Annotated in this window: 20 protein-coding genes; 17 read left to right on the plus strand and 3 right to left on the minus strand. The window is 27.4% G+C overall.

The window, feature by feature from the left end:
- Positions 1–104: 104 nt before the first annotated feature.
- The 4 genes from J1C67_RS09935 to tyrS all read left to right on the plus strand — a co-directional run bounded on the left by J1C67_RS09935 (position 105) and on the right by tyrS (position 5,495).
- The gene (locus J1C67_RS09935) at positions 105–1,520 is read left to right on the plus strand and encodes a spore germination protein (RefSeq protein ID WP_167866677.1); all 1,416 of its coding nucleotides are present in this window, start codon (positions 105–107) and stop codon (positions 1,518–1,520) included.
- Positions 1,517–2,629 (plus strand): Ger(x)C family spore germination protein, encoded by a 1,113-nt coding sequence (locus tag J1C67_RS09940; RefSeq protein ID WP_167866678.1) that lies wholly within the window; start codon positions 1,517–1,519, stop codon positions 2,627–2,629. The genes J1C67_RS09935 and J1C67_RS09940 overlap by 4 nt, the downstream gene beginning before the upstream one ends.
- Before the next feature lie 236 nt (positions 2,630–2,865).
- Positions 2,866–3,960 (plus strand): sensor domain-containing diguanylate cyclase, encoded by a 1,095-nt coding sequence (locus tag J1C67_RS09945; RefSeq protein WP_089970248.1) that lies wholly within the window; start codon positions 2,866–2,868, stop codon positions 3,958–3,960.
- Positions 3,961–4,274: 314 nt separating this feature from the next.
- Positions 4,275–5,495 (plus strand): tyrosine--tRNA ligase, encoded by a 1,221-nt coding sequence (gene tyrS, locus J1C67_RS09950; protein WP_167866679.1) that lies wholly within the window; start codon positions 4,275–4,277, stop codon positions 5,493–5,495.
- A 130-nt stretch (positions 5,496–5,625) separates the two neighbouring features.
- Here tyrS and J1C67_RS09955 read toward each other — a convergent pair whose 3' ends face one another.
- Genes J1C67_RS09955 through J1C67_RS09965 form a run of 3 tightly spaced genes read right to left on the minus strand, consistent with a single transcriptional unit; the run spans position 5,626 to position 8,908 of the window.
- Positions 5,626–6,717, minus strand: coding sequence for a tetratricopeptide repeat protein (locus tag J1C67_RS09955; RefSeq protein ID WP_167866680.1), 1,092 nt, complete (start codon positions 6,715–6,717; stop codon positions 5,626–5,628).
- A 57-nt stretch (positions 6,718–6,774) separates the two neighbouring features.
- On the minus strand, positions 6,775–8,220 hold the full coding sequence (locus J1C67_RS09960; RefSeq protein WP_167866681.1) for a sensor histidine kinase: 1,446 nt from the start codon (positions 8,218–8,220) through the stop codon (positions 6,775–6,777).
- Positions 8,221–8,224: 4 nt separating this feature from the next.
- On the minus strand, positions 8,225–8,908 hold the full coding sequence (locus J1C67_RS09965) for a response regulator transcription factor (RefSeq protein WP_167866682.1): 684 nt from the start codon (positions 8,906–8,908) through the stop codon (positions 8,225–8,227).
- 366 nt (positions 8,909–9,274) lie between these two features.
- On the opposite strand from J1C67_RS09965, the gene J1C67_RS09970 reads away from it, so the two are divergent.
- The 13 genes from J1C67_RS09970 (at position 9,275) to J1C67_RS10030 (ending at position 25,364) form a co-directional block, all read left to right on the plus strand.
- Complete coding sequence (locus J1C67_RS09970; RefSeq protein WP_167866683.1) at positions 9,275–11,539, plus strand: hypothetical protein; 2,265 nt, start codon at positions 9,275–9,277, stop codon at positions 11,537–11,539.
- Positions 11,540–11,577: 38 nt separating this feature from the next.
- Positions 11,578–11,844 carry an EscU/YscU/HrcU family type III secretion system export apparatus switch protein gene (locus tag J1C67_RS09975; RefSeq protein ID WP_089970267.1) on the plus strand — a complete coding sequence of 89 codons (267 nt, stop codon included), beginning with the start codon at positions 11,578–11,580 and terminating at the stop codon, positions 11,842–11,844.
- The gene (locus tag J1C67_RS09980; RefSeq protein WP_167866684.1) at positions 11,844–12,539 is read left to right on the plus strand and encodes a metallophosphoesterase; all 696 of its coding nucleotides are present in this window, start codon (positions 11,844–11,846) and stop codon (positions 12,537–12,539) included. The genes J1C67_RS09975 and J1C67_RS09980 overlap by 1 nt, the downstream gene beginning before the upstream one ends.
- A 385-nt stretch (positions 12,540–12,924) precedes the next feature.
- Positions 12,925–13,485, plus strand: a complete 561-nt coding sequence (locus J1C67_RS09985) for a sigma-70 family RNA polymerase sigma factor (RefSeq protein WP_167866685.1) — start codon at positions 12,925–12,927, stop codon at positions 13,483–13,485.
- Complete coding sequence (locus J1C67_RS09990) at positions 13,486–14,874, plus strand: DUF4179 domain-containing protein (protein ID WP_167866686.1); 1,389 nt, start codon at positions 13,486–13,488, stop codon at positions 14,872–14,874.
- Positions 14,875–15,077: 203 nt separating this feature from the next.
- Positions 15,078–15,728 (plus strand): hypothetical protein, encoded by a 651-nt coding sequence (locus J1C67_RS09995; protein WP_167866687.1) that lies wholly within the window; start codon positions 15,078–15,080, stop codon positions 15,726–15,728.
- A 229-nt stretch (positions 15,729–15,957) separates the two neighbouring features.
- Positions 15,958–16,545 carry a sigma-70 family RNA polymerase sigma factor gene (locus J1C67_RS10000; protein ID WP_167866688.1) on the plus strand — a complete coding sequence of 196 codons (588 nt, stop codon included), beginning with the start codon at positions 15,958–15,960 and terminating at the stop codon, positions 16,543–16,545.
- Positions 16,538–17,917: a DUF4179 domain-containing protein gene (locus J1C67_RS10005; protein ID WP_167866689.1), complete on the plus strand. Its 1,380-nt coding sequence runs from the start codon at positions 16,538–16,540 to the stop codon at positions 17,915–17,917. Before J1C67_RS10000 ends, J1C67_RS10005 begins: the two co-directional genes overlap by 8 nt.
- Before the next feature lie 149 nt (positions 17,918–18,066).
- Entirely contained in the window at positions 18,067–19,545 is a 1,479-nt protein-coding gene (locus J1C67_RS10010; RefSeq protein ID WP_244980242.1) for an RNA-binding domain-containing protein, read from the plus strand.
- 167 nt (positions 19,546–19,712) lie between these two features.
- The gene (locus J1C67_RS10015; protein ID WP_089970278.1) at positions 19,713–19,988 is read left to right on the plus strand and encodes an ArsR/SmtB family transcription factor; all 276 of its coding nucleotides are present in this window, start codon (positions 19,713–19,715) and stop codon (positions 19,986–19,988) included.
- A gap of 178 nt (positions 19,989–20,166) precedes the next feature.
- Positions 20,167–22,707 (plus strand): FAD-dependent oxidoreductase, encoded by a 2,541-nt coding sequence (locus J1C67_RS10020; protein ID WP_167866690.1) that lies wholly within the window; start codon positions 20,167–20,169, stop codon positions 22,705–22,707.
- Positions 22,708–22,925: 218 nt separating this feature from the next.
- Positions 22,926–23,603 (plus strand): response regulator transcription factor, encoded by a 678-nt coding sequence (locus J1C67_RS10025; RefSeq protein ID WP_167866691.1) that lies wholly within the window; start codon positions 22,926–22,928, stop codon positions 23,601–23,603.
- A 195-nt stretch (positions 23,604–23,798) separates the two neighbouring features.
- Complete coding sequence (locus tag J1C67_RS10030; RefSeq protein WP_167866692.1) at positions 23,799–25,364, plus strand: sensor histidine kinase; 1,566 nt, start codon at positions 23,799–23,801, stop codon at positions 25,362–25,364.
- Positions 25,365–25,617: the final 253 nt, after the last annotated feature.

Below are 25,617 nucleotides of genomic sequence, written 5' to 3' on the forward strand. Positions count from 1 at the left end.
ACTCTACTATTATTTTCTTTCAAGTGCTTTATATAACTAGTATTAGCAAAAAAGTGAATATTAAACCTCGTTTGTGGAATAATATTCTTAGATGAGGTGAGAAAGTGAATGATTTAAAATATATTGAAGAAAGACTAAAAGATTCTTTTGATGTAAAAAACAGAAGAATTGATACTGTACTAGGAAAGGCAACTTTAATATTTATTGATGATTTATCAGGGGCAAATGCAATAAGTGAATATGTAATTCTTCCATTAAGAGGTCATGGAGATATAGAAGGAGCAAAGAGTAATGTAAAAACTCCAAATGATGTAGTTGAAAAACTTATAGATCTAAATGCAAGTGGAATTGCAAAAGATAAAGATGATGCAATTACTCATGTATTATCTGGAGATCCTATAGTTGTTTTTGATGATTTCGAAGAAATTATTTATTGTGAAGCTAAAAACTTTCCAAGAAGAGGAGTTGGAATTCCAGAAACTGAATCAGTTTTAAAGGGTCCAAGGGAAGGGTTTAATGAACTTATAGTAGATAATGTAGCATTAATTAGAAGAAGGATTAAAAACCCAGATTTAAAATTTGAAACATTAATAGTAGGAGAAAAAACTCAAACAGCAGTAGCTATAACTTATATTAAAGGAATTGCACCAGCGGAAATAATAAAACAAGTAAAAGAAACAATTAAAAATTTAGATATAAGATTTATATTGGATACAAACTATATAGAAGCAAGCCTTAAAAAGCAAGAGAGCTTTTTTGATACTGTAGGATATACAGAAAAACCTGATGAAGTATCTGCAAAATTATTAGAAGGAAGAGTTGGAGTAATTGTAGATGGAACACCTTTTGTTATTACTGTTCCTTATTTCTTTTTAGAAAACTTCCAGATGCCAGACGATTATTATTTAAATAAACATTATACAAATTTAAATAGAATATTAAGATGGATGGCATTTTTTATAGCAGCATTTGCACCAGGAATTTACGTAGCGACTATCACGTATCATTTTTCAATGATACCATCATTATTTATATTTAGATTAGCGGTATCAAGGGCAGGTGTTCCATTTCCAACAGTTTTAGAAGTAATAATAATGATGCTTGCATTCCAACTAATAAAAGAGGCAGGACTTAGGATGCCAAAACCAATTGGCGGAGCTATGAGTATAGTTGCAGGATTGATTTTAGGTGATGCAGCAGTAGGAGCTGGGCTTGCATCAAGGGTAACAATAATAATTGTTGCAATAAGCACTTTAAGTTATTTCCTAATTCCAAAACTTTATGGAGCAGTATCATTTTGGGCAATGGTACTAGTGATATTTGCAGCACTTTTTGGATTGCCAGGTCTTATAGCAGGGCAAATGATTTTATTAACACAAATAGCACAATTAGACTCAGTAGGATATCCTTATCTTTTCCCAGTTGGAAGCATAGAAGAATATAAGTTTAAGGATATAATTCTTAGAGGTCATCTAACAAAAATTTCACAAAATATTATAGGAAGAGGTAAACGAAAATGAAAAAATTAATTAAAGTTTTTATAATACTTCTAATTCCATTAATATTGACTGGCTGTTTTAATTATCAAGATATAAATAAAGTAACATTTGCAACAAGTGTTATATTTGATACTGATGATTTTGGAAATGCAGTAGTATACCTTGATTGTATAAAGCCTTACAGGAGCACAAATGAGAGTTCAGATAAAGGTAGACGTATAATTTATAAAGGTGTTGGAAAAACAACATTAGAATCAATAAGGGATATAAGTGTAGCATCAAGTTTTAATATTAACTATAGCCAAAGTAGAGCCTATATATTTACAGAAAAAGCGGCTAGAGGTGGTATAAAAAAATATTTGGATTTAATAAACAATAATCAACAATTTCAAATAAAGCCTAGTATGTTTGTATATTATGGTAATGTACAAGATTTACTAGAAATAACCTCAGGAGATGAAGAATATTTAGGTTTATATTTAAATGATTTATCTCATAAAAATAAATATAACCCAAGGGCCATGGAGGAAAATGTTAATGAATATTTAAATGAGTCATTAATGGGAAGTAATACTAATATACTTGGCGTTATACAAATAAGAAAAGATGTTCTTGATAAAAAAGTAGAAATTAATGGTGGAGCCATAATGAAAGATAATGTTTTAATTAAAAGAATTGAGGCAAAAGATAGTTTAAGTTATAACTTCTTAATTAATGAGGTAAAGGGAGGAACTCTAGAAATGGCTAATCCACAGTCTCAAGATGGGTTCATAACTTTAGAAATTTTAGAAAGCAATACAATAAGTGACATAGAATATGATGGTGAAAATATAAAATTAATAAAAGATATAGATATGAGAGTATCTATAGGAGAAGCCCAAGGGAATTTGATATTAGATAAAGATCTTTTAGATTATATAAAGGATAATAAAGAAGAAGAGATAAAGAGTCGTTTAACTGAAGTATTTGAAAAATATAAAACCGAAGATTTAGATATATTTAATATTGAGAGATTAATAGAAATAAAATATCCCCATAAAGTAATAGAAAACCCACTTTCTAAAACAAAATTAGAACTAAATATAAATTTAATGATTGATGGAAGTGGAACAGTTAAAAATAGTTTGTAAATAGTAAGAATATTTGACTTGTTATTATCCTCAGCGTTAAAAAAAAACCCTAATAATAAAAGAGATGGAAAAAAATGTTGAAATTGAAAGGTAAATAAAGTAATATTAATAAAGGGGTATTAATATTACTTTATATAAATATATTAAAATATAAATGTTATTAATAAGAAAAGTGGTTAATAGTTATAGTTAAATGTACTTATACTATTTTGGTTTTTAAAGGTAGGGGATTAATTATGGGAGAAGAGGATTTAAATTATAAAGATATTAAGATGGAATTTCAAATGTATCAGCAAGTAACTGAAGGTAAAATTCAACAACTAAGTGAGTCTAATATGAAATTAGAGAAAAGTTTAAATGCACTTTCTAATATTGTTGAAGTAAGTAATTATGTTAATTCATTTTTAAGTAATGAAAATTTAATTCCGATGATAAATGATATGATAATAGGGATTTTAGGGGTAACACATTGTACTATATATATATTAGAAGATAATGAATTAGTAGTTAAAGCTACTAATGGGGGTAAAGGAACTGCTTGGTTAACAGGGCAATGTAAGAAATATATGAAAGAACATCAAACTTTCACAATAAATTCAAATCAGGCAATTATGATATGTAAACAAATTGTTAAGAGTGGAATAGAAATTCATTCTAGAATGGGAGTACCAATAAAAATAAGAGATAAGTTTATAGGATATATAATTTTAGACCATACGCATAACAATTTTTTTAATGGAGATCACGAAATATTTGTGAACGCTATATCTAATCAAATAGCAATAGCTATAGAGAATTCAATCCTTTATAGGGAAATTAAAAATGCTGCAAAGGTTGATCCTCTAATAGGCATATATAATAGAAAGACTTTCTTTGAAATTATAGAAAATAAAATAAAAGAAGAAAAGGAAGCAAGTAAAAAATATGCAATTATAATGATTGATTTAGATGATTTTAAAACTGTTAATGATACTTTAGGGCATCAATTTGGTGATACAGTCTTAATAAACACTACAACATTAATTAGAGGAAAATTAAGTTATGGAGATATAATAGCTAGATATGGTGGAGAGGAAATTATAATATACATAGATGACGCAGAAGATGAAGATAAGGTGTTTTCTAGAGTAGAGAGAATTAGAAAAGCTGTAGAGTTTAGCATAGTAGAGAGAGAAGGAATTACTAAACATATAACTGCTAGTTTTGGGTTGAGCTTCTATCCACAAGATGGTAATAACTTATTAGAAATAATAAACTCAGCAGACAAGCTATTGTATAAAGCAAAATATGCTGGGAAAAATAAAGTAATAAGTTCACATTTAGAGAGATGAAACAAAATAGCAAGTCAAATATTATAGGATATTTTACGTCAAGGAAGGAGACAGAACCCATTGATATGTACTATCAGCGGGTTCTACTTAGAAAGTATGATGCGAAATAGGCTAGCATACTGACTTGTTATTTATTTTTGGCTTCTTTAGATAGATAAAGAACATTATTAAGTAGAGATAATAGGTAAAAAAAGTTGATAATTTCCCATAATATAGCTATACTATAGTATGTATATCATCTTTTGAAAATAGTAATTTAGTATACTGATATATTATTTTAGAAAAGATGAGTAAATATAGTAGGAGGTATGAAAATGGCTAATGTTTTAGATGAGTTATTAGATCGTGGCTACATAAAGCAATTTACTCATGAAGATGAGACAAGAGAATTGCTTGAAAGGGAGAAAATAACTTTTTATATAGGCTTTGACCCAACAGCAGACAGCTTACATGTTGGTCACTTTATTGCAATGATGTTTATGGCACATATGCAAAGAGCAGGACATAGACCAATAGCACTACTTGGTGGTGGAACTGCAATGGTAGGAGATCCAAGCGGTAAAACTGATATGAGACAAATGTTAACTAAGGAACAAATTCAACATAACGTTGATTCTATAAAAATACAAATGGAGAAATTCATAGATTTCACAGATGATAAGGCATTAATAGTAAACAATGCAGATTGGTTACTTGATCTTAATTATGTCGATTTCTTAAGAGAAGTAGGTTCACATTTCTCAGTAAACAGAATGCTTTCAGCAGATTGTTTCAAACAAAGATTAGAAAAGGGACTTTCATTCTTAGAATTTAACTACATGTTAATGCAAGGATATGACTTCTATGTTTTAAACCAAAAGTACGACTGTAAAATGCAATTAGGTGGAGATGATCAATGGTCAAACATGATTGCAGGGGTTGAACTTGTAAGAAGAAAAGCAAGAAAAGATTCCTTTGCAATGACTTGTACATTATTAACAAATAGTCAAGGACAAAAAATGGGTAAAACTGTAGGGGGAGCTTTATGGCTTGATCCAAAGAAGAAATCACCATTTGATTTCTATCAATACTGGAGAAATGTTGATGATGCAGACGTGGAAAAATGTTTAAGTTTATTAACATTCCTGCCAATGGATGAAGTTAGAAGACTATCAGCACTTGAAGGCTCTGAAATTAACCATGCAAAAACAGTACTTGCATTTGAAGTAACTAAACTTGTACACGGTGAAGAAGAAGCAACAAAGGCTAAAACAGCAGCTGAGGCTCTGTTCCAAGGTGGAGCAGATATGAGTGATGTTCCAACTGTTACTATTTCAAAAGAAAAGATAGGAACATCAATTTTAGATATTATGACAGAAACAAAGATAATACCATCTAAAAGTGAAGGTAGAAGACTTATTCAGCAAGGTGGATTATCACTAAATGGAGAAAAAGTTACTGATATAAAAAGAGAACTTTTAGAATCAGATTTAGAAAGTGGATCAGCTCTTCTTAAAAGAGGAAAGAAAAACTACAACAAAATAGTAGTAGAATAATATAAAATAAAAAAAAGATTTCCTAGGAATTTAGTTCCTAGGAAATCTTTTTTTATTTTGAAAGCAGGTATGCGTGTTTTAGTATTATACTATATAGATATTTTTATATAGTAAACAGAATTATTTGGAACTAAGGAGTATACACATAACTTACATCATAAACAACGTTATTTTTGAATTTAATTAAACAAAGATTAGATCTATAATCGCCATTAATGTTTGATTTTATATAGGATTCAAATCTATCATAGGGAACTGGTACTGGAATATCTTTATTGGATGATGAATTTGGATGAATCTGAAGTTCTGCAAGATTAAATGTTGAATTTTGGCTTACTTCGTAGGTTATTTCTGCATGAACGTTATCTCTTATATAATAACCGTCAGGTACAAATTTCTTTCCAGTATCATCGTCTATACCAACCTTACTATTATTATCTTTTATTGCTCCTTCAAGAGCAGCATTACCCCTTAAAAATTCAACTAAATCTACATCTATATAAGTTTTTCCATTAGATTTATAAATATTTTTAACATAGCAATGTTCTTCATCAACTACAGATGGAATTACCGGTGCCACTACAGGTGGAACTACAGGTGGAACAACAGCTGAAACTATAGGTGGAACCACAGTTAATGTAGCGCTAAATTGTCTACTATACTCTTTATTTGTGCCTAGATATGAGAAGGTGCCAGCAGTAGAAGTATTAATAACAGAATTATTCCAAGTAACAGGTATACTAACATTTTCATTATTTATTTTTGTTGATAATTCTGAAGGAAGTGTATAAGATTCACCTTCATATAAACTTTTATCTATACTAGTTATTTCAAATTTAGATTTAATATTATCTGAAATAATTTTCATATTATCTATATCAGTATTATTATTAAGTGCAAGTTGCACAAAATAAAGAGCATCATCAAACCTAGTAAGCTCTAAATATTTATCTTTTATTTGCAGATAAATATCTTTATTTACTTTATCTATTGATGTTGCTTTTTCATAGGTTAATTTAGCGTTTGCAAAATCATTATCATTTAAATAGCTATTACCTTTTTCAAGAGTTACTTTAACTTCATTTTCTTCAACTTTTATATCCTCAGTAACATTTGGTGATAGTATAGTTTCTTTATCTATTTTACTACAGGAAACAAATGTTGAAATTAATAATAATGACAGAAATATTGTTATTTTTTTTGCTTTGAATTGTTTAGCCATAAAAATCCACTCCTTTCTTTCTATATTTTTAATATATGAGAAAGAAATTTCTAAGTATCATAGAGTTGTTTCCAAGTTGTTTCTGCAATAAGGAATTTTAATTTCAACAGTAATTAACTCACCGTTTGTTATATTTATTTCGCCATTGTGCTCTTTTATAATCTCATTACATAAATATAAGCCAAGTCCCAGGCTTTGATTTTCTTTAAAATCATTTATTTTTACAAAGGGTTCAAATATTGAATTATAAATATTTTCTGGAATAGTATTAGATTCATTTTCAACATATATATGGTAATAATTTAATTCGCATTTACTGGTAATATTAATAGTATTACCAGTAGTATGTTTTATTGAGTTATCAATTATATTAATTAGTAATTCACGGAGCTTGTTTATTTGTCCGAATAATAGGCCTGGCTCAGTAGATATATTAAGAGTTAAGCTGTATTTGTTAGCTTTAATTTTCATGTCATCACAAACTTGTCTAATTAAAGATTCTATATTAATTTCTACCTTATTTTCTTTAATGGTAGAAAGTCCTTTAGATACTTCCATTAAATCTAATATTAATAAATTAAGACGTTCACTTTCAGAATGAATTCTTTCGATGGCTCTTTCTTTAAAATCTTCATCATCTGAAATATTATCTTTAATCATTTCGGAATAGCCTATAATTGTAGTTAGTGGAGTTTTTATTTCGTGGGTTACATTATCAAAAAATAGCTTTCTACTTTTCTCGAGTGTATAAACTTTATCTTTTTCAGCTTCGATAGTATTAATTTGCTCTGATATTTTATCTTTCATTTTAATAAATTCATTTGATAATATTGATACTTCATCTTTTCCTTTTGATGAAATAGGAATATTATAATTACCATTACTAATTTCTTTAACAGCTTCTGTTAATGCTGAAATAGGTTTAGTTATATTATTAGTTATAAAATATGATAGTAGAAACATAATGAAAAATATAATAAGTTCTATACCGGTTATAAAATTAATAGTACTTGTATAATCTAAATATGTTTCATTATAATCCTTTGCAATATTCAATATTGCAAGATATCGTCCATTAATATAAATTGGATAAGATACTATGCTAGTAATACCACTTTTAGTATATTTTATAGTTGAAGTAGCTTGACCAGTTTTAGAAGATGTAATACCTTTAGCAATTTCTTCAGAAAATCCAGTTATATTTGTAGAAATAATGTTACCATTAATAGCATTTAGCTGAGACATACATTCATAATTTAAAGATATATATTTTATTAAATAATCAGATTCTCTAGATAAAAGATCTTCTTTAGTTAAAGAGTCGTTAAGGGTTAATCTATATTTTACTGCTTCACGAGTGCTGTTCATTATCTCTTTCAAGGAGTTATTTATAGTGATTTCCATGTTTGTAGTTAGTACATTTTTAATTGATATATTAAGTATTACTCCAAGTATTACCAAAATAGATGTAATTGCTAGGGTAAGTTTAAACTTTATCTTCATAATATCACCTCATTACATAGCCTATTCCAAAGACTGTTTCAATAATTGATTTCAAACCATCTATATCCAATTTACTTCTTAATCGTCTAATATGAATATCTATAGTACGGGAGTCGCCATCATAGCTGAATTCCCAAACATTATTTAAGATTTCATCTCTTGAAAAAACTCTGTTTTTGTTTTGGGATAAAAATTCTAATAACTCATATTCTTTAGGTTTAAGAATAACTTCAGTATCTTTTTTGTAAACCAGTCTGCTTTCATAGTTAATTTTTATTATTGAATTAAGTGGAATAAAGGTTGATTTAGAATTAGTAGCATATTTATCAATTCGTCTAAGCGCAATTTTAATCCTAGTTAAAACTTCTTTTATATGAAAGGGTTTTGTTATATAATCATCTGCTCCAAGCTCAAGGCCTAAAACTTTATCAAATACATCATTTCGTGCAGTTAACATTATAATTGGAATGCTATATGTATTATTAATGAATTTGCATAGGTCAAATCCACTTTCATCTGGTAAATTTACATCCAGTAGAGTTAGGTTTGGGTTGAAAGTATTTAATAGTTCTCGAGCTTCAGTGCCGTTAAAAGCGCTTCTAACTAAATAACCTTCAGATTTTAAAGCTGTAGTTAGAATATCATTTATATAAGATTCATCTTCAATAACAAGTATTTTCTTATTCATAATTAAATTCCTTTCCTAGTAAATATATGTCCATTTTTCAAGTCCCTTAGGATAATGTATTTTACTACCCCTTAGTTAAAAATAACATTAAGATTAGTAATTATATATATGGTATAAAATTTGGAAAAATGTAATGAATTAAGAGTTTGGTATATTTTATAAAATTTAAATAAATGACATTAATAATTAAATACAATATATAATAGTAATTAGTAGAATAGAGCTTCAAAAAACTGTTACTGTTGCTAAATAAATTACAAAAAATTACGATAGTTAAATTAAGAACTTGAAAAAAATAATAAGCATAATAGTTTGTTGCTTTTAGAAAGTGTATTAAGAGTAAAAAATGCTAGGATGGTGGACACAATGCCAGCAATTTGGAATGTTAATAATTCATATAATGTTAATAATAGTAACAAGAAGGTAGCTAGTAAGTTAGCCTTTAATGTTGGAGAAAAATTTTCAGGTAATGTTATCAAAAAAGGTGATGGAAAAGAAGTTTCTATTAAGCTTACAGATGGATGGGAGTTTTCGGCAGAAGTAGATGGAGATTTAGACTCTTTAGAAAAGGGTTTTCAGAGATTTGAAGTTGAAGGTTTTGAAGACGGGAAGTTAAAGCTTAAGATTGTAAATAAAGAGAATGGGGCAAACCAGACTAACAAAGGTGAACTTAATGATATTATAACTAAAGAGGGTCTAAGCAAAAAAGACATACCAATATTAGAAGCTATGCTTAAATATGATATTCCTTTAACTCGGGAAAATATTAAAATGGTAAAGGGATTAATTCAAGTTAATGAGAAGATACAAGGAAATCCTAAGGAAATAGAAAAATTTATTTCTAAATATTTAGAAAGTAGAGGGATAGATCCAAGCTCAACAAAGGGACAAGCGGTTACTCAAAAGTTACAACAGTTTTTAGATGTATTTAAAAACTTATCTAAGGAAGAAGTCTTGTTGTTTTTAGAGAATGATATTGAATTTACTAAGGAGAATATAGACAGTTATAATAAACTTTTTAAAGGACAGGGTAAAGTCTCAAATATTATAAATGAAATAAAAAGTGAATTTAAAAACCTAAATCTACTAGAAAATATAGATATCTCTGAAGCTGAATCATTAAACTTAGGAAAAAATATGGGTAATAGTGAAGACGTTAAACAAAATAAAGATATTAATAATAAGTTTAATAATGTTAATATACAAAATGGAGAAGATAGTAGAGCACAAGTTGCAAAGGAAACTATTCCTGTAAGTATAGAAGGTAAAGTTACAGTCGAAGAAAAAAATGGAACTAAGGTAGAGAATAAAAATCAATCTAATCCAGAAAACAAAAATGAATTTAAGTTAGAAGAAAAAAATATACAAGCTTCAGAATCTAAATCTGGGACTATACAAAATGATAGTAGTAAGTCAGATAACTCAAACAATAAATTAGTAACTGGGACTTATGAGAAAAACGATGCAGTCCAAAATAAAGTTAGTGTGCTAGCAGTGCTTAAATCCTTAATGGGTGGGGGGGAAGAGCTGTTAAACATTGAGCTAAAGGATTTAATAAATAATAGAAGTTCAGACTTTACAACTAAGGGTTTTGAAAAGGCCTATAATGCTATAAATAAAATTGATGATGCGAGCTTTATTTCTATGTTAAAGAATGAAATAGGTGAATATAATAATAGCCCTCAAAAAACTGAAAATAATCTTAATGATTATATAAATAAAAAAATGGACGATGCAAAGTTTGGAGGCGGAGAATTATCTTTTAATAAGATAGAGCTGGAAAGTGTATTATCAAAAGTAATAGGTAAAGATATAGTTCTAACAAAAGAGGAATTTACTAAAATAAAAGATATTGTTAATTTAAAGATTACAGAAGGCGAGAATGGCGATAAGCCAATTACAGTAGATCAGCCTAAAAATGAAGTAGCAATTAAAGATGGAAGCTTGGTCAAAGGTGAAAAAATTAATGAATCTTTAAATGGTAAAAATATCCTTAATGAATCACAAAATGATAAAAGTACTATTAATTTAAAGCTAGATAATACAGAAGTATTAAAAGGATTAATAAAGGATAAAATTTCTTTCCAAGAAGAAGTTAAAAATAATATTTTATTAAAAGCTGAAGAAGGAAAAGAAATTATAAAAAGTATATTATCAAGTATTAAAAATGAAGGAGAAGTACCTGGAAAAATATTAGATATAATTAAAAATAATATAAGTGATATAAAATTATTTAATAAAATAAATCAAGAGTATTATTATTTAGATGTGCCAGTAAATATTAAAGAGCAAGAGTACCCTTGTAGGTTAATACTTAAGGATAATAGAAAAGATGGCAAAAAAGTAGATAGTACAAATGTTAAAATGGTTGTAACAGTGAAAACAGTTAACCTTGGAGTTGTTGATGGATATATAAAAGTATTAGAAAAGAAAATAGATATAGATTTAAAATGTGAAGATAGTTTTGTTAAAATATTAGATTTAGGAAAAGAAAAACTAGTTTCTAATATAAAAACCTTAGGATTTAATATTTCCGTAAAGGTAAGTAAAAAAGAAGATGAAGTATCCTTAACAAATTGTAGAGAGTTTTTTAATGAAAATAATATGTCAAACATAGATATTAAGGTATAATAGATTTATAAGAATTAAACTAGTAAGGAGGGAAAATTTTGAGTCAAAGAAAAAAGGCAGCAGCTTTGAAATATGAACAAAATAGTGCTGCACCAATTGTTACCGCAGTGGGTATGGGACAAATTGCTGATAATATAATTGAAAGAGCAGAGGAAAATAATGTTCCAATAGTGTATAATAAAGAACTAACAGACCTACTTTGCAATGTTAATGTAGGTGATGATATTCCCTCTGAACTATATGAAGCAGTTGCTCATGTAATTGCATTCGTAACAGATTTAGATAGAATAGTAAGGAGAAACTAATGGCTTTATATGCTATTTCAGACCTTCATCTTGCTTTAACAACAGATAAACCAATGGATATATTTGGTGATAAGTGGTTAAATCACGATGAAAAAATAAAGAATAATTGGATAAAGAAAGTTACAGAAGAAGACACAGTACTTATTGCAGGAGATATATCTTGGTCAATGAGTGAAGCTGATAGTAAAGGGGATTTAGATTGGATAGATGATCTTCCAGGAAAAAAAATAATTTCAAAAGGAAATCATGATTATTGGTGGGGAAGTATATCTAAATTAAATAAAATGTATGAAAATACAAAGTTCCTTCAAAATAATTTCTATACTTATGGAGAATATGCTATTTGTGGATCAAGAGGATGGATATGCCCAGGAGTAGATAGATTCACTGAAAAAGATAAAAAAATCTATGATAGAGAAGTAATAAGAATAAAATTATCTCTTGATTCAGCAAAAAAAGCTGGATATACTAAATTCATAGTAATGATACATTACCCTCCAACTAACGATAAATATGAAGATTCAGCTTTTACAGAAATATTTAAAGAATACAATGTAGAAAAAGTTATATACGGACATCTTCATGGCCCATCACTAAGTCATGTATTAACTGGAGGAAGAGATGGAACAGAATATATAATGACAAGTTGTGATTATATTAATTTTGACCCTATAGATATAACCCCAGGGGTGTGAATTTTTCCAAATGAATAACAAGAATACGAATTAATTATTTATTTTAAAATGTCTAAAGAAGGCTGTAGCATGCAGAACAATTGCTATAGCCTTCTTTGTTTGTGTACTTAAAATTATTAAAGTGAGTGTTTGCTAATTTTTTTTGTTATGATCGTTATATAGGGTGTAAGAGCTTTTACAAATAAGTTAGGCATAGTAAAATAAATAATCAAGGACACTGGTCTATTATTTATTTGGATATGAATTATTAGAAGAAAGAGTATAGTTTGAGCTAGATCATGAAATGTAATTTACATAAAATATTATTATATATAAATTATATTTAAAGGGATTATGCAAAATTAATAGCTATTTTGAAGATGGCTAAAATTAAGAGGGGAAAAATATGGGGATAAGTTCGAAAAATTATATAAAGAAACTACAAAGTGGAAATGAACATGCTTTAGAATATGTTTATGATAAGTATATTCCACTTGTTAAAAGTATTATTTATAAAGTAATTGGAAAATTTGATGATAATGGATTAGTTGAAGAATGTATAAATGACGTATTTTTATCTGTTTGGAACAATTCAAATAAGTTTAAAGGTGATGAAGTTAACTTTAAAAATTGGGTTTGTGCTATAGCAAAATTTAAAGCTATAGATTATTACAGATCATCAATAAAAAAGTCGGAAATAATTTTAGATACAATTGAAATAAAGGATAAAAACACTTTAGAAGAAGAAATTTTAATAGCTGAAAATAGAAGTGAAGTAATTAATTTATTAAATGAATTAGAGCCTTTAGATAGAGATATATTTATAATGAAGTTTTTCTTAGGGGTAAAGGCAGATGATATTGCAAGAAAGCTTGGGCTTAGTAAATCTGCTGTAGATAGTAGGGTTTATAGGAATAAAAAAAATCTTAAAGAATCTGCTAGAAGTTTAAAGCTGGGGGTAGTTTAAATGAAAGATATATATGAGTTGTTAAATGAAGCTAACATAGATGTTACAGAGATAGATGTTAATAAAATAGAAGAAATGGAAGTAAGTGAACTAGAAAGAAAAAGAGGAAAGAAAAAATTAATGGCATCAATAAAAACTAAAAAAAGAACTAGTAAAAAAGTAGCTATGGTTGCATCATTAGTAATTATTATTGGTATATCATCAATAGTTATAGCAAAACCAGCATGGGCAATGGATATACCTCTTATAGGAGACTTAATTCAAAAGAATTTAATAAATAATAATAGTAAATATAAAGATTATATACAAGCAGTTGGACAAACTAAATCAGATCAAGGCATAGATATAACATTTGAAAGTGCTATTGCGGATAATAATGTGTTGAATTTAAGTTTTGTAGTTAAAAATAATAATGAAAGCATAGAGAATAATATTGTAGATGCAATGGTAATTCCAACATCATTGGAGGTTAATGGAGAAAAAATTAATGCATCATCTGGAGGAAGTCATGAAATTATAGATGCAAATACTATTAGAGTTTTGAAAAAAATAAATTGGGATTATAATAAAGTATCTGACAAATTAGATGTAGGTATAGAAATATCAGAGATGTACGGTAAAAAAGGAAATTGGAGCGTTAACTTTGCATTAGATACAAAAGAAATTGCAAAGAATACTTATGTAGAAAAATTAGATAAAGTAATTAAGGTTGATGGAGTTGATATTAAATTAGATAAATTGACAATGACACCATTGACTATAAATATTAATTATTCAGCTGAATATAAAGATAAAGAGGTATATTTAAATTTCCTTATGTTTGATGAAAATGGAGTAGAAGTTATAAATAATGGCAATGACGGTAGCAGCAGTAGGGTGAATAAAATAATTGAAGGAAGTTGTAAGTATATTAACAATACAAATGCAAAACAATTAAACATAATACCTTTTTATGATAAATATAGAATGGAAGAAAATAATGAGATTGAGAAGAAGTTAGCATCAACTAAGATAAATATAGAAGAATACTCTCCACTTAACTTAAAGATAAATGAAGATGCATCAATAGATATAAATGATTGGATAGTAGATGGGGAGTTTCTAATAGTTAAATATTCATATAGATATTTAGATACAGAACTGACTAACACAAGCTTAGCTAAAATATATATAAATGTAGATGGAGAGGATGTATCAAAAGTACAGAGTTGGAATGAGGAAGATGAAGAGAAAAAAAATAATTTATATAGTAAATATAATGAAAGTAATAGAGATGGTCTTATGAGAATAGTAAAAATAGGAGATTCTAAAAATATAGAAATAGGTTGCTATGATGGAAGTTCAATAGAAATTTTTAATGATCAGGCATTTACAGTAACAAAAAAATAGACAAAGAGTGAAACAGATATAGTACAAAAAAATATTGTACTATATCTGTTTTTTTATTAATCAAAATCTAGATTATATATAAATAGTAATAAATAAAAGAAAACGATTTTTAATTAATGAAAAGTATATATTTAATTTAGTATTAATATGATATACTAAAAAAAAGTGTAAAAAATAACATAAGAATAAGTGAGGAATACAATATGAGAATTAAAAAGATATCATTATTATTAGTTACAGCAGTATTAACATTAGGACTAGCGGGATGTATGCCAAAGGGCAAAGTTAAGTTGCCAGAAGGTGATGTTAAAATAGCTAAGCAACAAATTCAAGGTGTATTAGATTTTATGTTACAATCAGCAGAGTATGGACCAGATAAAAGTATAATAGCATCCATGTTATTACCAGAAGAGGCAGCTTATGATTTAATATTATCTAGAGAACAGTATAAAGATGGAAATCTAGTTGAAACCAAAGAAATAACTACGTACACAACTGGAACTATAGCTAAAGATGATATGATTCATATGGTAATTAATGCAGGGAAAGCTAGCGAAGATGAATCAATTAAAACAATATATTCAGTAGCAGAAGTAGATTCAGAAAAAACTACAAAAAAAGAGCAGCCAGTATATAAAGTTGCCAAAGTTAAGGAAGCCGCTTTAAATTATGATTTAAAGAGTGATGTAGCTCAAGTAGGTAAAAACCTAGATGAAGAAGTTGTATTAACTGGATATGTTAAATTTAAAGAAGCTGATACAGAAAAAGTAGCTATTAACTTAGACACATATAAAGAAGAAGTTTCTAAATATGCAGAAGTTAATATTGTAAAAGTAAAAGTAACAAAGAAATAATATTAGTATAGGCATAGGATAGATATTTAATATAATATCTATCCTATGTTTTTTTTATTATATTAAATTATAAAATATTTTATAATGCCTAAAGTGAAACTATTTAGGGCATAAAGGTATCTAAGTAGTGAAAAGGTTGTTAGCTAACAATTATTTAGATACTTGAAATTGATTAAAAATGACTATAAGATTAAAGAAAATATTAAACTATTGAAGTAGGGGAGAATTTATGGAGAACATACTTAAATTTAGAACAAGGTCTTTAGTCTCCAAGGATAATGAGGGGTTAGAAGAAGATTTAATAAAAAAATCTATTAAAGGTGATTATGATGCCTTTGGTGATTTAATTAAAATTCATAAGGATTATTTATATAAAATGGCTTTTGTATATGTTAAAGATAGGGATAAGTCTTTAGATATTCTTCAAGAGTGTATTTATATAGCATTTAAAAGTATTAAAAAACTAAAGGAACCTAAATATTTTAAAACTTGGATAACTAGAATATTAATTAATATATCAATTAGAACATTAGAAAAGGATAGTAAGCTCGTTTATTTAGAAGATGATAATCCTTTAAGTAATAAAAGTAATAAAAGTAATAAAAGTAATATGGAAGAAAAATTAGATTTATATAATGCTATTGATATGTTAAAAAGGGAATATAGAGTAGTAGTTATAATGAAGTATTTTAATGATATGACAAGTGTAGAAATTAGTCAGATACTTAAGATTCCAGAAAGTACTATAAAAACACAGTTAAGTAGAGCGAAGAATAAATTGAAGACCATTCTAAAGGAGGGTTATTTAGATGATTAAAAGTGATTTAGATAATATTGAAGTGCCAAAAAATATTGATGATACTATAGATTTAGCAATAGATAAAATAAGAAAAGAAAATATAATTAAGAATAATAAAAGAAGAGCTAGTAAAAAAGTAGCTATGGTTGCATCATTAGTAATTATTATTGGAACATCATCAATAGTTGTAGCAAAACCAGCTTGGGCAGTTAATTTACCTATTATAGGAGACTTAATTCAAAATAATTTAATAAATAATAATAGTAAATATAAAGATTATATACAAGCAGTGGGACAAACTAAATCTGACCAAGGAATAGATATAACATTTGAAAGTGCTGTTGCAGATAATAATGTGTTAAATTTAAGTTTTGTAGTTAAAAATAATAATGAGAGTATTAAAGATAATCTTAGAGATGCACTACTTATTCCAACATCATTAAAAGTTAATGGAAAATCAGTAAGTACAGGGGCTGGTGCAAGTTGGGAGGTTATGGATGAAAATACAGTTAGAGTCCTGAAAAATATTAGTTGGGAATATAATGAATTACCTGAAAAATTAAATATGGATATAGAAATATCAGATATGTTTGGAAAAAAAGGAGATTGGAATGTTAGCTTTGCTTTAGATGTAAGTGACATTAGAAAAAATACCTATGTAGAAAAATTAGATAGAGTAATTAATACAAATGGGATTGACTTTAATTTGACAGAGATAGTAATGACACCATTGACAACAAATATTAAAGGTTTTGGTGAGAATAAAAGTGGAGGTGTAAATCCAATAGATTTTATGATAATTGATAATAATGGAAAAGAAGTTAAAGGTGGTAACAGTGGTTCACATGCAGATATGACGTTAGAAAGATTAAATCATAGTTTTGATTATATAAACAATACCAATTCAAAAACACTAAATATAATACCATATTACAATAAGCATGTTATTCCGTTTAGTGAATATGGAAATGGACAAATTAAAAATATTGAAGAAAAATTAGCTCCAACTAAAATAAATGTAGAAGAATTTTCAAAAATGAATCTAAAGGTTAATAAAGATATGTCTATAGACATAAATAACTGTATAGTTGATGGTGAATATTTAGTAGTAAAATATTCATATAGATATTTAGATACAACAATGACAAATATTCTATCTGCACAAATATACGTAAATGCAGATGGAGAAGCAGTAATGAACTCTAAAGAATATACTGATGAAGAGAATAAAAAAATAAATGAATTAAATACTAAATATAATGAAAAAAATAAAGAAAACCTTGTACAGATTATGAAAATAGGAAATTCTAAAGATATAGAAATAGGTTGCTATGATGGAAGTTCAATAGAAATTCTTAAGGATCAAGCATTTACAGTAACAAAAAAATAGAAATAGTAACTACTTAGCTATATAAAAATCAAACCACTATAGATGCAGATATAGTGGTTTTTTGAAAAAATAATAAATAGTGTAAACTGTGTTTAATAACATAATTTATTGGTATATAATATAAATATATTAATAAGAAAATAGGTGAGGTGATTAAAATAGATAAGAATATTAAAAATATAAAAGAAATTCTGAAATTAGGTGAAGCAATTAATATTGAGTTTAAAGAAAGTAAAGAAAAATTGAATAAGGATGTTTTCGATACTGTATGTGGATTTTTAAATAGAAATGGTGGAGAAATAATTTTAGGGGCAAAAGATGATGGTAGTATTGTAGGAATATCTAAGGACTTCGTAGATAAGATAAAAAAGGAATTCGTTACGTCAATGAATAATCCTAATAAAGTAAATCCAACTTTTTATTTGTCTGTAGAAGAGTATGAAATAGATGAAAAAGTTATATTGCATATTTATGTGCCAGAAAGTTCGCAGGTGCATAGGTGTTCTGGAAAAATATTTGATAGAAATGAAGATGGAGATTTTGATATAACTAACAATACAAATTTGGTGGCGGATATGTATTTTAGAAAGCAAAGAACGTATACCGAGAATCAAATATACCCATTCATAACATTAGATGATTTAAAAATTGAACTAATAAAACGTGCAAGAAAGTTAGCTGTAAATCAAAGAGCCAATCATCCGTGGCAAGATTTAAATGATATGGAATTGTTAAAGAGCGCAGGTTTATATATGAAAGATTACCAAACGGGTAAAGAAGGTTTTACTCTAGCAGCAGTATTATTACTAGGTAAGGATGAATTAATTACAGCTGTATTACCACATTATAGAACTGATGCAATATTAAGAGTGGAAGATATTGATAGATATGATGATAGGGATGATATTAGAACAAACTTAATAGAAAGTTATGATAGGCTTATGGTATTTGTTGAAAAACATTTAAGTGATAAATTTTTCTTAGAGAATGATCAAAGAATTAGTTTAAGAAATAGGATATTTAGAGAAGTAATTTCTAATATTTTAATTCATAGAGATTACGCAAATCCATTTCCAGCTAAATTTATTATTAATAGAGATGTAGTTATAACTGAAAATAGTAATAAGCCACATGGTCATGGAGCTATAAATCCAGAAAAATTCTCACCATTTCCTAAAAACCCTATGATAGCTAAATTTTTCAAGGAAATAGGATGGGTAGACGAGCTAGGTTCGGGAGTAAGGAATATTTATAAATATAGTAAGGCTTATTCAGGTAGAGAACCGGGTCTTGTAGAAGATGATATTTTCAAAATAGAAATACCTATACCGAAGATTATTCAAGGTAATAAAGATAAGGTACAAGATAAGGTACAAGATAAGGTACAAGATAAGGTACAAGATGGAAAATTAAGTGGTTTTAATGGTACCGAATTGAAGATCATTGAGGTATTAAAAGATAATACTATGTCTAGAAAGGAAATAATTAAAGCGCTAGGGTATAAATCTATAACAGGTAATATTAGAAAGGCTATAGAGCGATTACTTGAAAAAGGATTAATAGAATATACTATTCCTGATAAACCAAGAAGTAAAAATCAAAGGTATAGGATCAACAGTGGGGTGTAATTACTTCCATGTGAAAGTTCTAATATAATAGTAGTATAGGCGTAGGATAGATATTTAAATATAATAGCTATCTTATGTTTTTTTTATTGACATCTTAGTAACTATATCGTATTATTTGAATATAGTAATGTATAGAAATTAAAAATTGAAATAAAGGTGTGGAGTAGATGGATAATAATTATAAACAGTATGAAGAAACAGCAGAGCTTTTAAAAGTTTTAGCTCATCCAATTAGATTGTGTATTGTTAGCGGCCTTTTAGAGGTTGGTTCTTGTAATGTGAGCAAAATGCAAAATTGTTTGGGAGTTCCTCAATCAACAATTTCTCAGCATCTTCAAAAATTGAAAAGTGTAGGAATAATTATTGGAGAAAGAAATGGTCTGGAAGTTTTTTATAAAATTGCAGATGAAAGAGTAGAAACAATTATAAAAGCATTATTATAAAGTACAAAAATATAGAAATTTTATTTTGAATTTCTATGAATTATATATTTATAAATTTGAATATACAGATTAAAAGATTAATTGATTTTAAATAGTTTATAACAATAAACGTAATAACAAATAGAGTTAACAATAAATAAAATTGATAAATTTAGTATAAAAGAATGGAGGATTTAAAATGAAAAATAAAAGAGTGTTAATAGTTGGTGGGGTAGCAGGCGGTGCATCTACAGCTGCAAGACTTAGAAGGTTAGATGAAAATATTGAAATAATTATGTTTGAAAGAGGGGAACACATTTCATTTGCGAACTGTGGTTTACCTTATTATATAGGAGAAACAATTAAAAATCGCGATGCATTACTTCTACAAACACCTAAGAAAATGAATGATAGATTTAAAGTTAATGTAAGAATAAATAGTGAAGTTATTAGTATAGATACAGATAATAAAACTGTTAAGGTAAAGTCAAAAGCTGATGGAGAATATGAAGAAGGGTATGATTATTTAGTATTAGCGCCAGGGGCTAAGCCAATTAACCCAAATATTCCAGGTGGGAATAGTGAAAAAATATTTACTCTTAGAAATGTCTGGGATACGGATAAAATAAAAAAATATGTTGATAATTCGGAGATAAAATCTGCAGTAGTTATTGGTGGAGGTTATATCGGAGTTGAAATGGCTGAAAATTTAAAGGAAAGGGGATTAGAGGTTACTTTAATAGAAGCGGCGCCTCATGTACTTGCTCCTTTTGACTCTGAATTTTCTGCACTTGTTGAAAAAGAATTAAATGATAATGGTATTTCAATAATCTTAAATGATAAGGTTAAAGGCTTTAAGGATACTCAAGATGGAATAAATGTTATTTTAGATAGTGAAAAGGAAGTTAAAACTCAAATTGTTATTTCTGCAATTGGAGTAATGCCAGATACAGGTTTCATCAAATCATCAGGTATTGAACTTGGTGACAGAGGTCATGTAAAAGTAGATGAGCATATGAAGACAAATAAAGAAAATGTATTTGCAGTAGGGGATGCTATTGTAGTTCGCGATTATGTAAATGGGGAAGATACATTTATTCCACTTGCAGGACCTGCCAATAGACAAGGAAGAATAGTTGCAGATAATATTGCAGGTATAAATTCTATTTATAAAGGAACACTTGGAACTTCAATAATTAAGGTTTTTGATATGGTAGCAGCATCGACAGGTAATAATGAAAGAACTTTAAATAGATATAATATAAAATATAAAAAAGTGTATTTATATCCAATGTCACATGCAAGTTATTATCCAAATGCAACTCAATTATCAATTAAGGTTTTATATGATTTAGAAGGAAAAATACTAGGAGCCCAAGCTTTAGGATATGAAGGCGTAGATAAGTTTGTAGATGTTATTGCAACAGTTATTAAATTTGGTGGAACTATGGAAGATTTAACAGAGCTTGAACTAGCTTATGCACCACCATTTTCATCAGCAAAATCTCCAGCTAATATGGCAGGGTTTATAGCTCAAAATGAAATGAAGGGTTTAGAAGAAATAATAACTTTAGAAGAATTAGTTAATTATGATGAAAATAAGCAAATATTCTTAGATGTTAGAGAAAAAACAGAAATAGAGATAAATGGAGAAATTCCAAACTTTATAAATATACCAGTAGACAAGTTAAGAGATAATTTAGAAACCTTAGATAAAAATAAAGAAATAGTAGTTTCATGTGCAGTAGGAGTAAGAGGTCATATTGCTTCAAGAATACTAATTCAAAATGGATTTAAAGTTAAAAACTTAACTGGTGGATATAAGGTATATAAAAACTGGGACTATAAAGCAGAGGTATTAGATAATAAACCTAAAGTTTGTCCTGTTATGGAAGATTTAGATAGGGAAATAAACTTAGGGAATAATACAGAAGATAAATCTAAAATAGATATTAGAGAAGAAGCGGCAATAGAGAAAGACCTTGCACCAAGAGTAACAAAAGAGCTTGATGCTACAGGATTATCTTGCCCTGGTCCATTAATGAAAGTTAAAACAATTATGGATGAAATGAATAAATGTGATATATTAAAAATAAAAGCATCAGATCCTGGTTTCTATAGAGATATTCAATCTTGGTCGAAGAAGACAAATAATACTTTATTAAACATAGAAAAAAACAAAGGTATTATAGAGGCTACAATTCAAAAAGGAATAGCTTTAGAAGAATCACTTTTAACAGTAGCAGATGAAAAATCATTAGTAAAAAAACTAAAGGGGCAAACAATAGTAGTGTTTAGTGGAGATTTAGACAAAGCCATAGCAGCATTTATAATAGCAAATGGAGCAGCAACTATGGGTAAAAAAGTTACAATGTTCTTTACATTCTGGGGATTAAACGTAATAAGAAAACCAGAGAAAATAAAAACAATTAAAAACCCTATAGAAAAAGCTTTTGGAATTATGATGCCAAGAGGAAGTCAAAAACTAGGCTTATCAAAAATGAACATGGCAGGAATGGGCGGGAAAATGATAAGAGGAGTTATGAAAAATAAAAACATCCAATCATTAGAAGACCTAATAGAAGCAGCACTAGAAAGTGGAATAGAACTAGTAGCATGTACAATGTCAATGGATGTTATGGGAATTAAAGAAGAAGAAATAATAAAAGGTGTAACTTATGGTGGAGTAGGATACTACCTAGGTGAAGCTGATGATTCAAATATAAATTTATTTATATAAGTCATACCAAATAAATGATATAAATAACAAGTCAATATGCAAAATATATAGCATATTGGCTTGTTATTTTTTTGAAATTAACTTTTATGTCTTAGTATTTTTAAGAGGTAATAATGAAAATAATATTATTGATTGATGTATCGTGATATAATGAGGTAAAAAATTACAAAAATATTTAGTAAATTTGATATTTAAAATAAGTAAGAGAGAGGTTAATAATGATAAATATTTTATTTTTAGAAGATGAACCTACTATTTCAGAGGTAACAACAGAATATATGAGAATGAAGAATTATAATGTATCTTGTGCAAGTGATGGGGAACAGGCCATAGAGTTATTAAAAAATAATAATTTTGATTTAGCTATATTAGATATTATGGTTCCAAAGGTTAGTGGACTTGAAGTTCTTGAATATATAAAAAAGGCTAATCCTCAAATGGCTACAATTATGTTAACTGCTTTAGATGATGAACAAACACAGTTAAAAGCATTTAATTTGTATGCAGATGATTATGTGATAAAGCCATTTTCACCATTATTATTATTGAAGAGGATTGAAACTGTTTTACGTAGAACTATGAAAGCTACTAATAATATAACTACAGATAAAGGGCTTTTTGTAAATGATGAAGCTTTTCAAGCATTTTATAATAATAAATCATTAAATTTAACATTAAGTGAATTTTTACTTTTGCAAGCCTTAGTAAAAGAACAAAATAGAGTTTTCACAAGGGAGAATTTAATTGTGAAGATTTTTAGTGATGAGTATTTTTCAAATGATAGAATTATTGATGCTCATGTTAAAAATTTACGTAAAAAACTACCTAAGCAATATATTAAAACTGTAACTGGAGTTGGATATCAATTTGATAACTCAGTTGAAAAATGTAGTTAGCCAAGCTATAAGGCACAATCAAATAAATAATAGACCAGTATGCTAGCCTATTTTGCGTAATACTGCGTCAGTAAATCCTTAGATAACCCCAGTATCTGCGGATTTACTTCCTTGTCTTACACAAAATATTCGTCGCATCTTTGGTCTATTATTTATTTTCAAGTGCCTAAAATTTATTATATAAGGAGAGAAAATATGAATCTATCTAAAAAAACCTTTTTGTATAGTGCTATTATTTCGGGAACTATAGTTACATTAATGATATCTTATTTTGTACTTATGCTACCATCTTTATATGTAGATTATATTAAAAAATTAAATTTTGAGTCTATTAAAGCTGTACAAGCTAATTATTTGAGAGATGGAAATTATACTAATATTTCATCTAGAAACTTATCAGGAACAGCAACTATTAAGGTTCCTATGGAAGGCAACTCTATATTTGCTTCAAATATGCTTGGATCTATTAAAATTAATATTGATGATGAAGAATTATTGAAAATAATAGAAAAAATAAGATACTATTCAGAAAACCCAGAGTCTATTAATGAAGAGGATAAAGAAAGTTTTGATTTTTCAAAATTTAAGAAGAAATTTTTTAATAATGATATATTTAAGGATAATCCTCCAATTACATTTGAGGTTTTAGAAGAGGAAAAAGTAACTAATTACAAAAAGGTATCTTCAAAAATAAATATAATAAATGAAAATTTTGTTATTTATGAATATAATGTAGCTGATAATAATAATAGCTATACAACATATATGGCTATAAGCCGTGATAATGGTGATATTATTATATCTATATCACCTATAATGAATCCAGAAATAGGCGAAATAAGACCAATAATTTTTCAAAGTTTACCAATGATTATTGCAATATCATTGTTAATAATATTGATTTCAACTTCATTATTTTCAAAAAAAATAGTGAATCCAATAGAAAAACTAGTTAAGCATGCAAACTTTATGAAGTCTAATACAAATTATTATGTGGAGCCAATTGAAGTTTATGGGGAGGATGAAATTGCAGTTTTAGCATGTACTCTTAATGAATTATATAGTAAATTAAATAAAGTTTTTAATGAGCTTGAAGAAAAGAATAAATATCTACTTCATCAAAATGAAAGACAAGAGGTGTTTTTAAGAGCATCATCTCATCAATTAAAAACTCCAGTTGCAGCTTCTTTATTACTTTTAGAAGGTATGATAGATGAAGTTGGAAAATATAAAAATACAAAAGAATATCTGCCGAAGGTTAAAATGCAAGTAGTATCAATGAGCAATATAATAAATGAATTATTAGATGCTAGTAAAAAACAGGTGGAAATCATAAGTAATAATACTAAAATAGAATCTATTATTACTGAAAGTATTTTGAGCCATGAAATACAATTAAAATTAAAAGAAATTAATTTAATAAAAGAAATAGAAGCTGTAGAAATAGTATCAAATAGTGAGATGCTATATAAAATAATTGATAACATAATAAGTAATGCTATTAACTATACGCCTAAAGGTGGGAATATAAAAATAATACTATCTAAGGATTCGGTTAAAGTAATTAATTATGGAGTTAATATAGAAGAGTCTTTATTACCTCATATATTTGATGCTTTTGTGTCTAGTAATAGTGAAAATTCTGGGCATGGGCTTGGACTATATATTGTATCCTATTATTCTAAGTTGTTAAATTATAATGTTGATATTAGAAATATTGAAAATGGTGTTGAGGCAATAGTTTATTTTTATAATACTTAAATAGTAGTTAGGATGTTATTCATAGCCAATAACTAAATTAATTATGTATATATAAGGTAGGGCAAGTTATAAACATGAAAACCTGTTTATAACTTGCCCTATTTTGTTTTAATATAGGACTACTTAATCAGTTTATTAGTAAATGTTCAATTATTTGAAAATACATATTCATAAAATAGCTATAACATCTGCATATAATCTTCATAAAAAATTCATATGAGATTGATATAATACAAATATAGTAAAAAATAGG

Origin of the sequence: Clostridium gasigenes (genome assembly GCF_017348895.1) — a bacterium.
GTDB lineage: Bacteria > Bacillota > Clostridia > Clostridiales > Clostridiaceae > Clostridium > Clostridium gasigenes.

Coding starts and splice junctions, on each gene's coding strand:
- J1C67_RS09940 (WP_167866678.1), top strand. CDS start 1,517: ATGAAAAAATTAATTAAAGTTTTTATAATACTTCTAATTCCATTAATA.
- J1C67_RS09945 (WP_089970248.1), top strand. CDS start 2,866: ATGGGAGAAGAGGATTTAAATTATAAAGATATTAAGATGGAATTTCAA.
- tyrS (WP_167866679.1), top strand. CDS start 4,275: ATGGCTAATGTTTTAGATGAGTTATTAGATCGTGGCTACATAAAGCAA.
- J1C67_RS09955 (WP_167866680.1), bottom strand. CDS start 6,717: ATGGCTAAACAATTCAAAGCAAAAAAAATAACAATATTTCTGTCATTA.
- J1C67_RS09960 (WP_167866681.1), bottom strand. CDS start 8,220: ATGAAGATAAAGTTTAAACTTACCCTAGCAATTACATCTATTTTGGTA.
- J1C67_RS09965 (WP_167866682.1), bottom strand. CDS start 8,908: ATGAATAAGAAAATACTTGTTATTGAAGATGAATCTTATATAAATGAT.
- J1C67_RS09970 (WP_167866683.1), top strand. CDS start 9,275: ATGCCAGCAATTTGGAATGTTAATAATTCATATAATGTTAATAATAGT.
- J1C67_RS09980 (WP_167866684.1), top strand. CDS start 11,844: ATGGCTTTATATGCTATTTCAGACCTTCATCTTGCTTTAACAACAGAT.
- J1C67_RS09985 (WP_167866685.1), top strand. CDS start 12,925: ATGGGGATAAGTTCGAAAAATTATATAAAGAAACTACAAAGTGGAAAT.
- J1C67_RS09990 (WP_167866686.1), top strand. CDS start 13,486: ATGAAAGATATATATGAGTTGTTAAATGAAGCTAACATAGATGTTACA.
- J1C67_RS09995 (WP_167866687.1), top strand. CDS start 15,078: ATGAGAATTAAAAAGATATCATTATTATTAGTTACAGCAGTATTAACA.
- J1C67_RS10000 (WP_167866688.1), top strand. CDS start 15,958: ATGGAGAACATACTTAAATTTAGAACAAGGTCTTTAGTCTCCAAGGAT.
- J1C67_RS10005 (WP_167866689.1), top strand. CDS start 16,538: ATGATTAAAAGTGATTTAGATAATATTGAAGTGCCAAAAAATATTGAT.
- J1C67_RS10015 (WP_089970278.1), top strand. CDS start 19,713: ATGGATAATAATTATAAACAGTATGAAGAAACAGCAGAGCTTTTAAAA.
- J1C67_RS10020 (WP_167866690.1), top strand. CDS start 20,167: ATGAAAAATAAAAGAGTGTTAATAGTTGGTGGGGTAGCAGGCGGTGCA.
- J1C67_RS10025 (WP_167866691.1), top strand. CDS start 22,926: ATGATAAATATTTTATTTTTAGAAGATGAACCTACTATTTCAGAGGTA.
- J1C67_RS10030 (WP_167866692.1), top strand. CDS start 23,799: ATGAATCTATCTAAAAAAACCTTTTTGTATAGTGCTATTATTTCGGGA.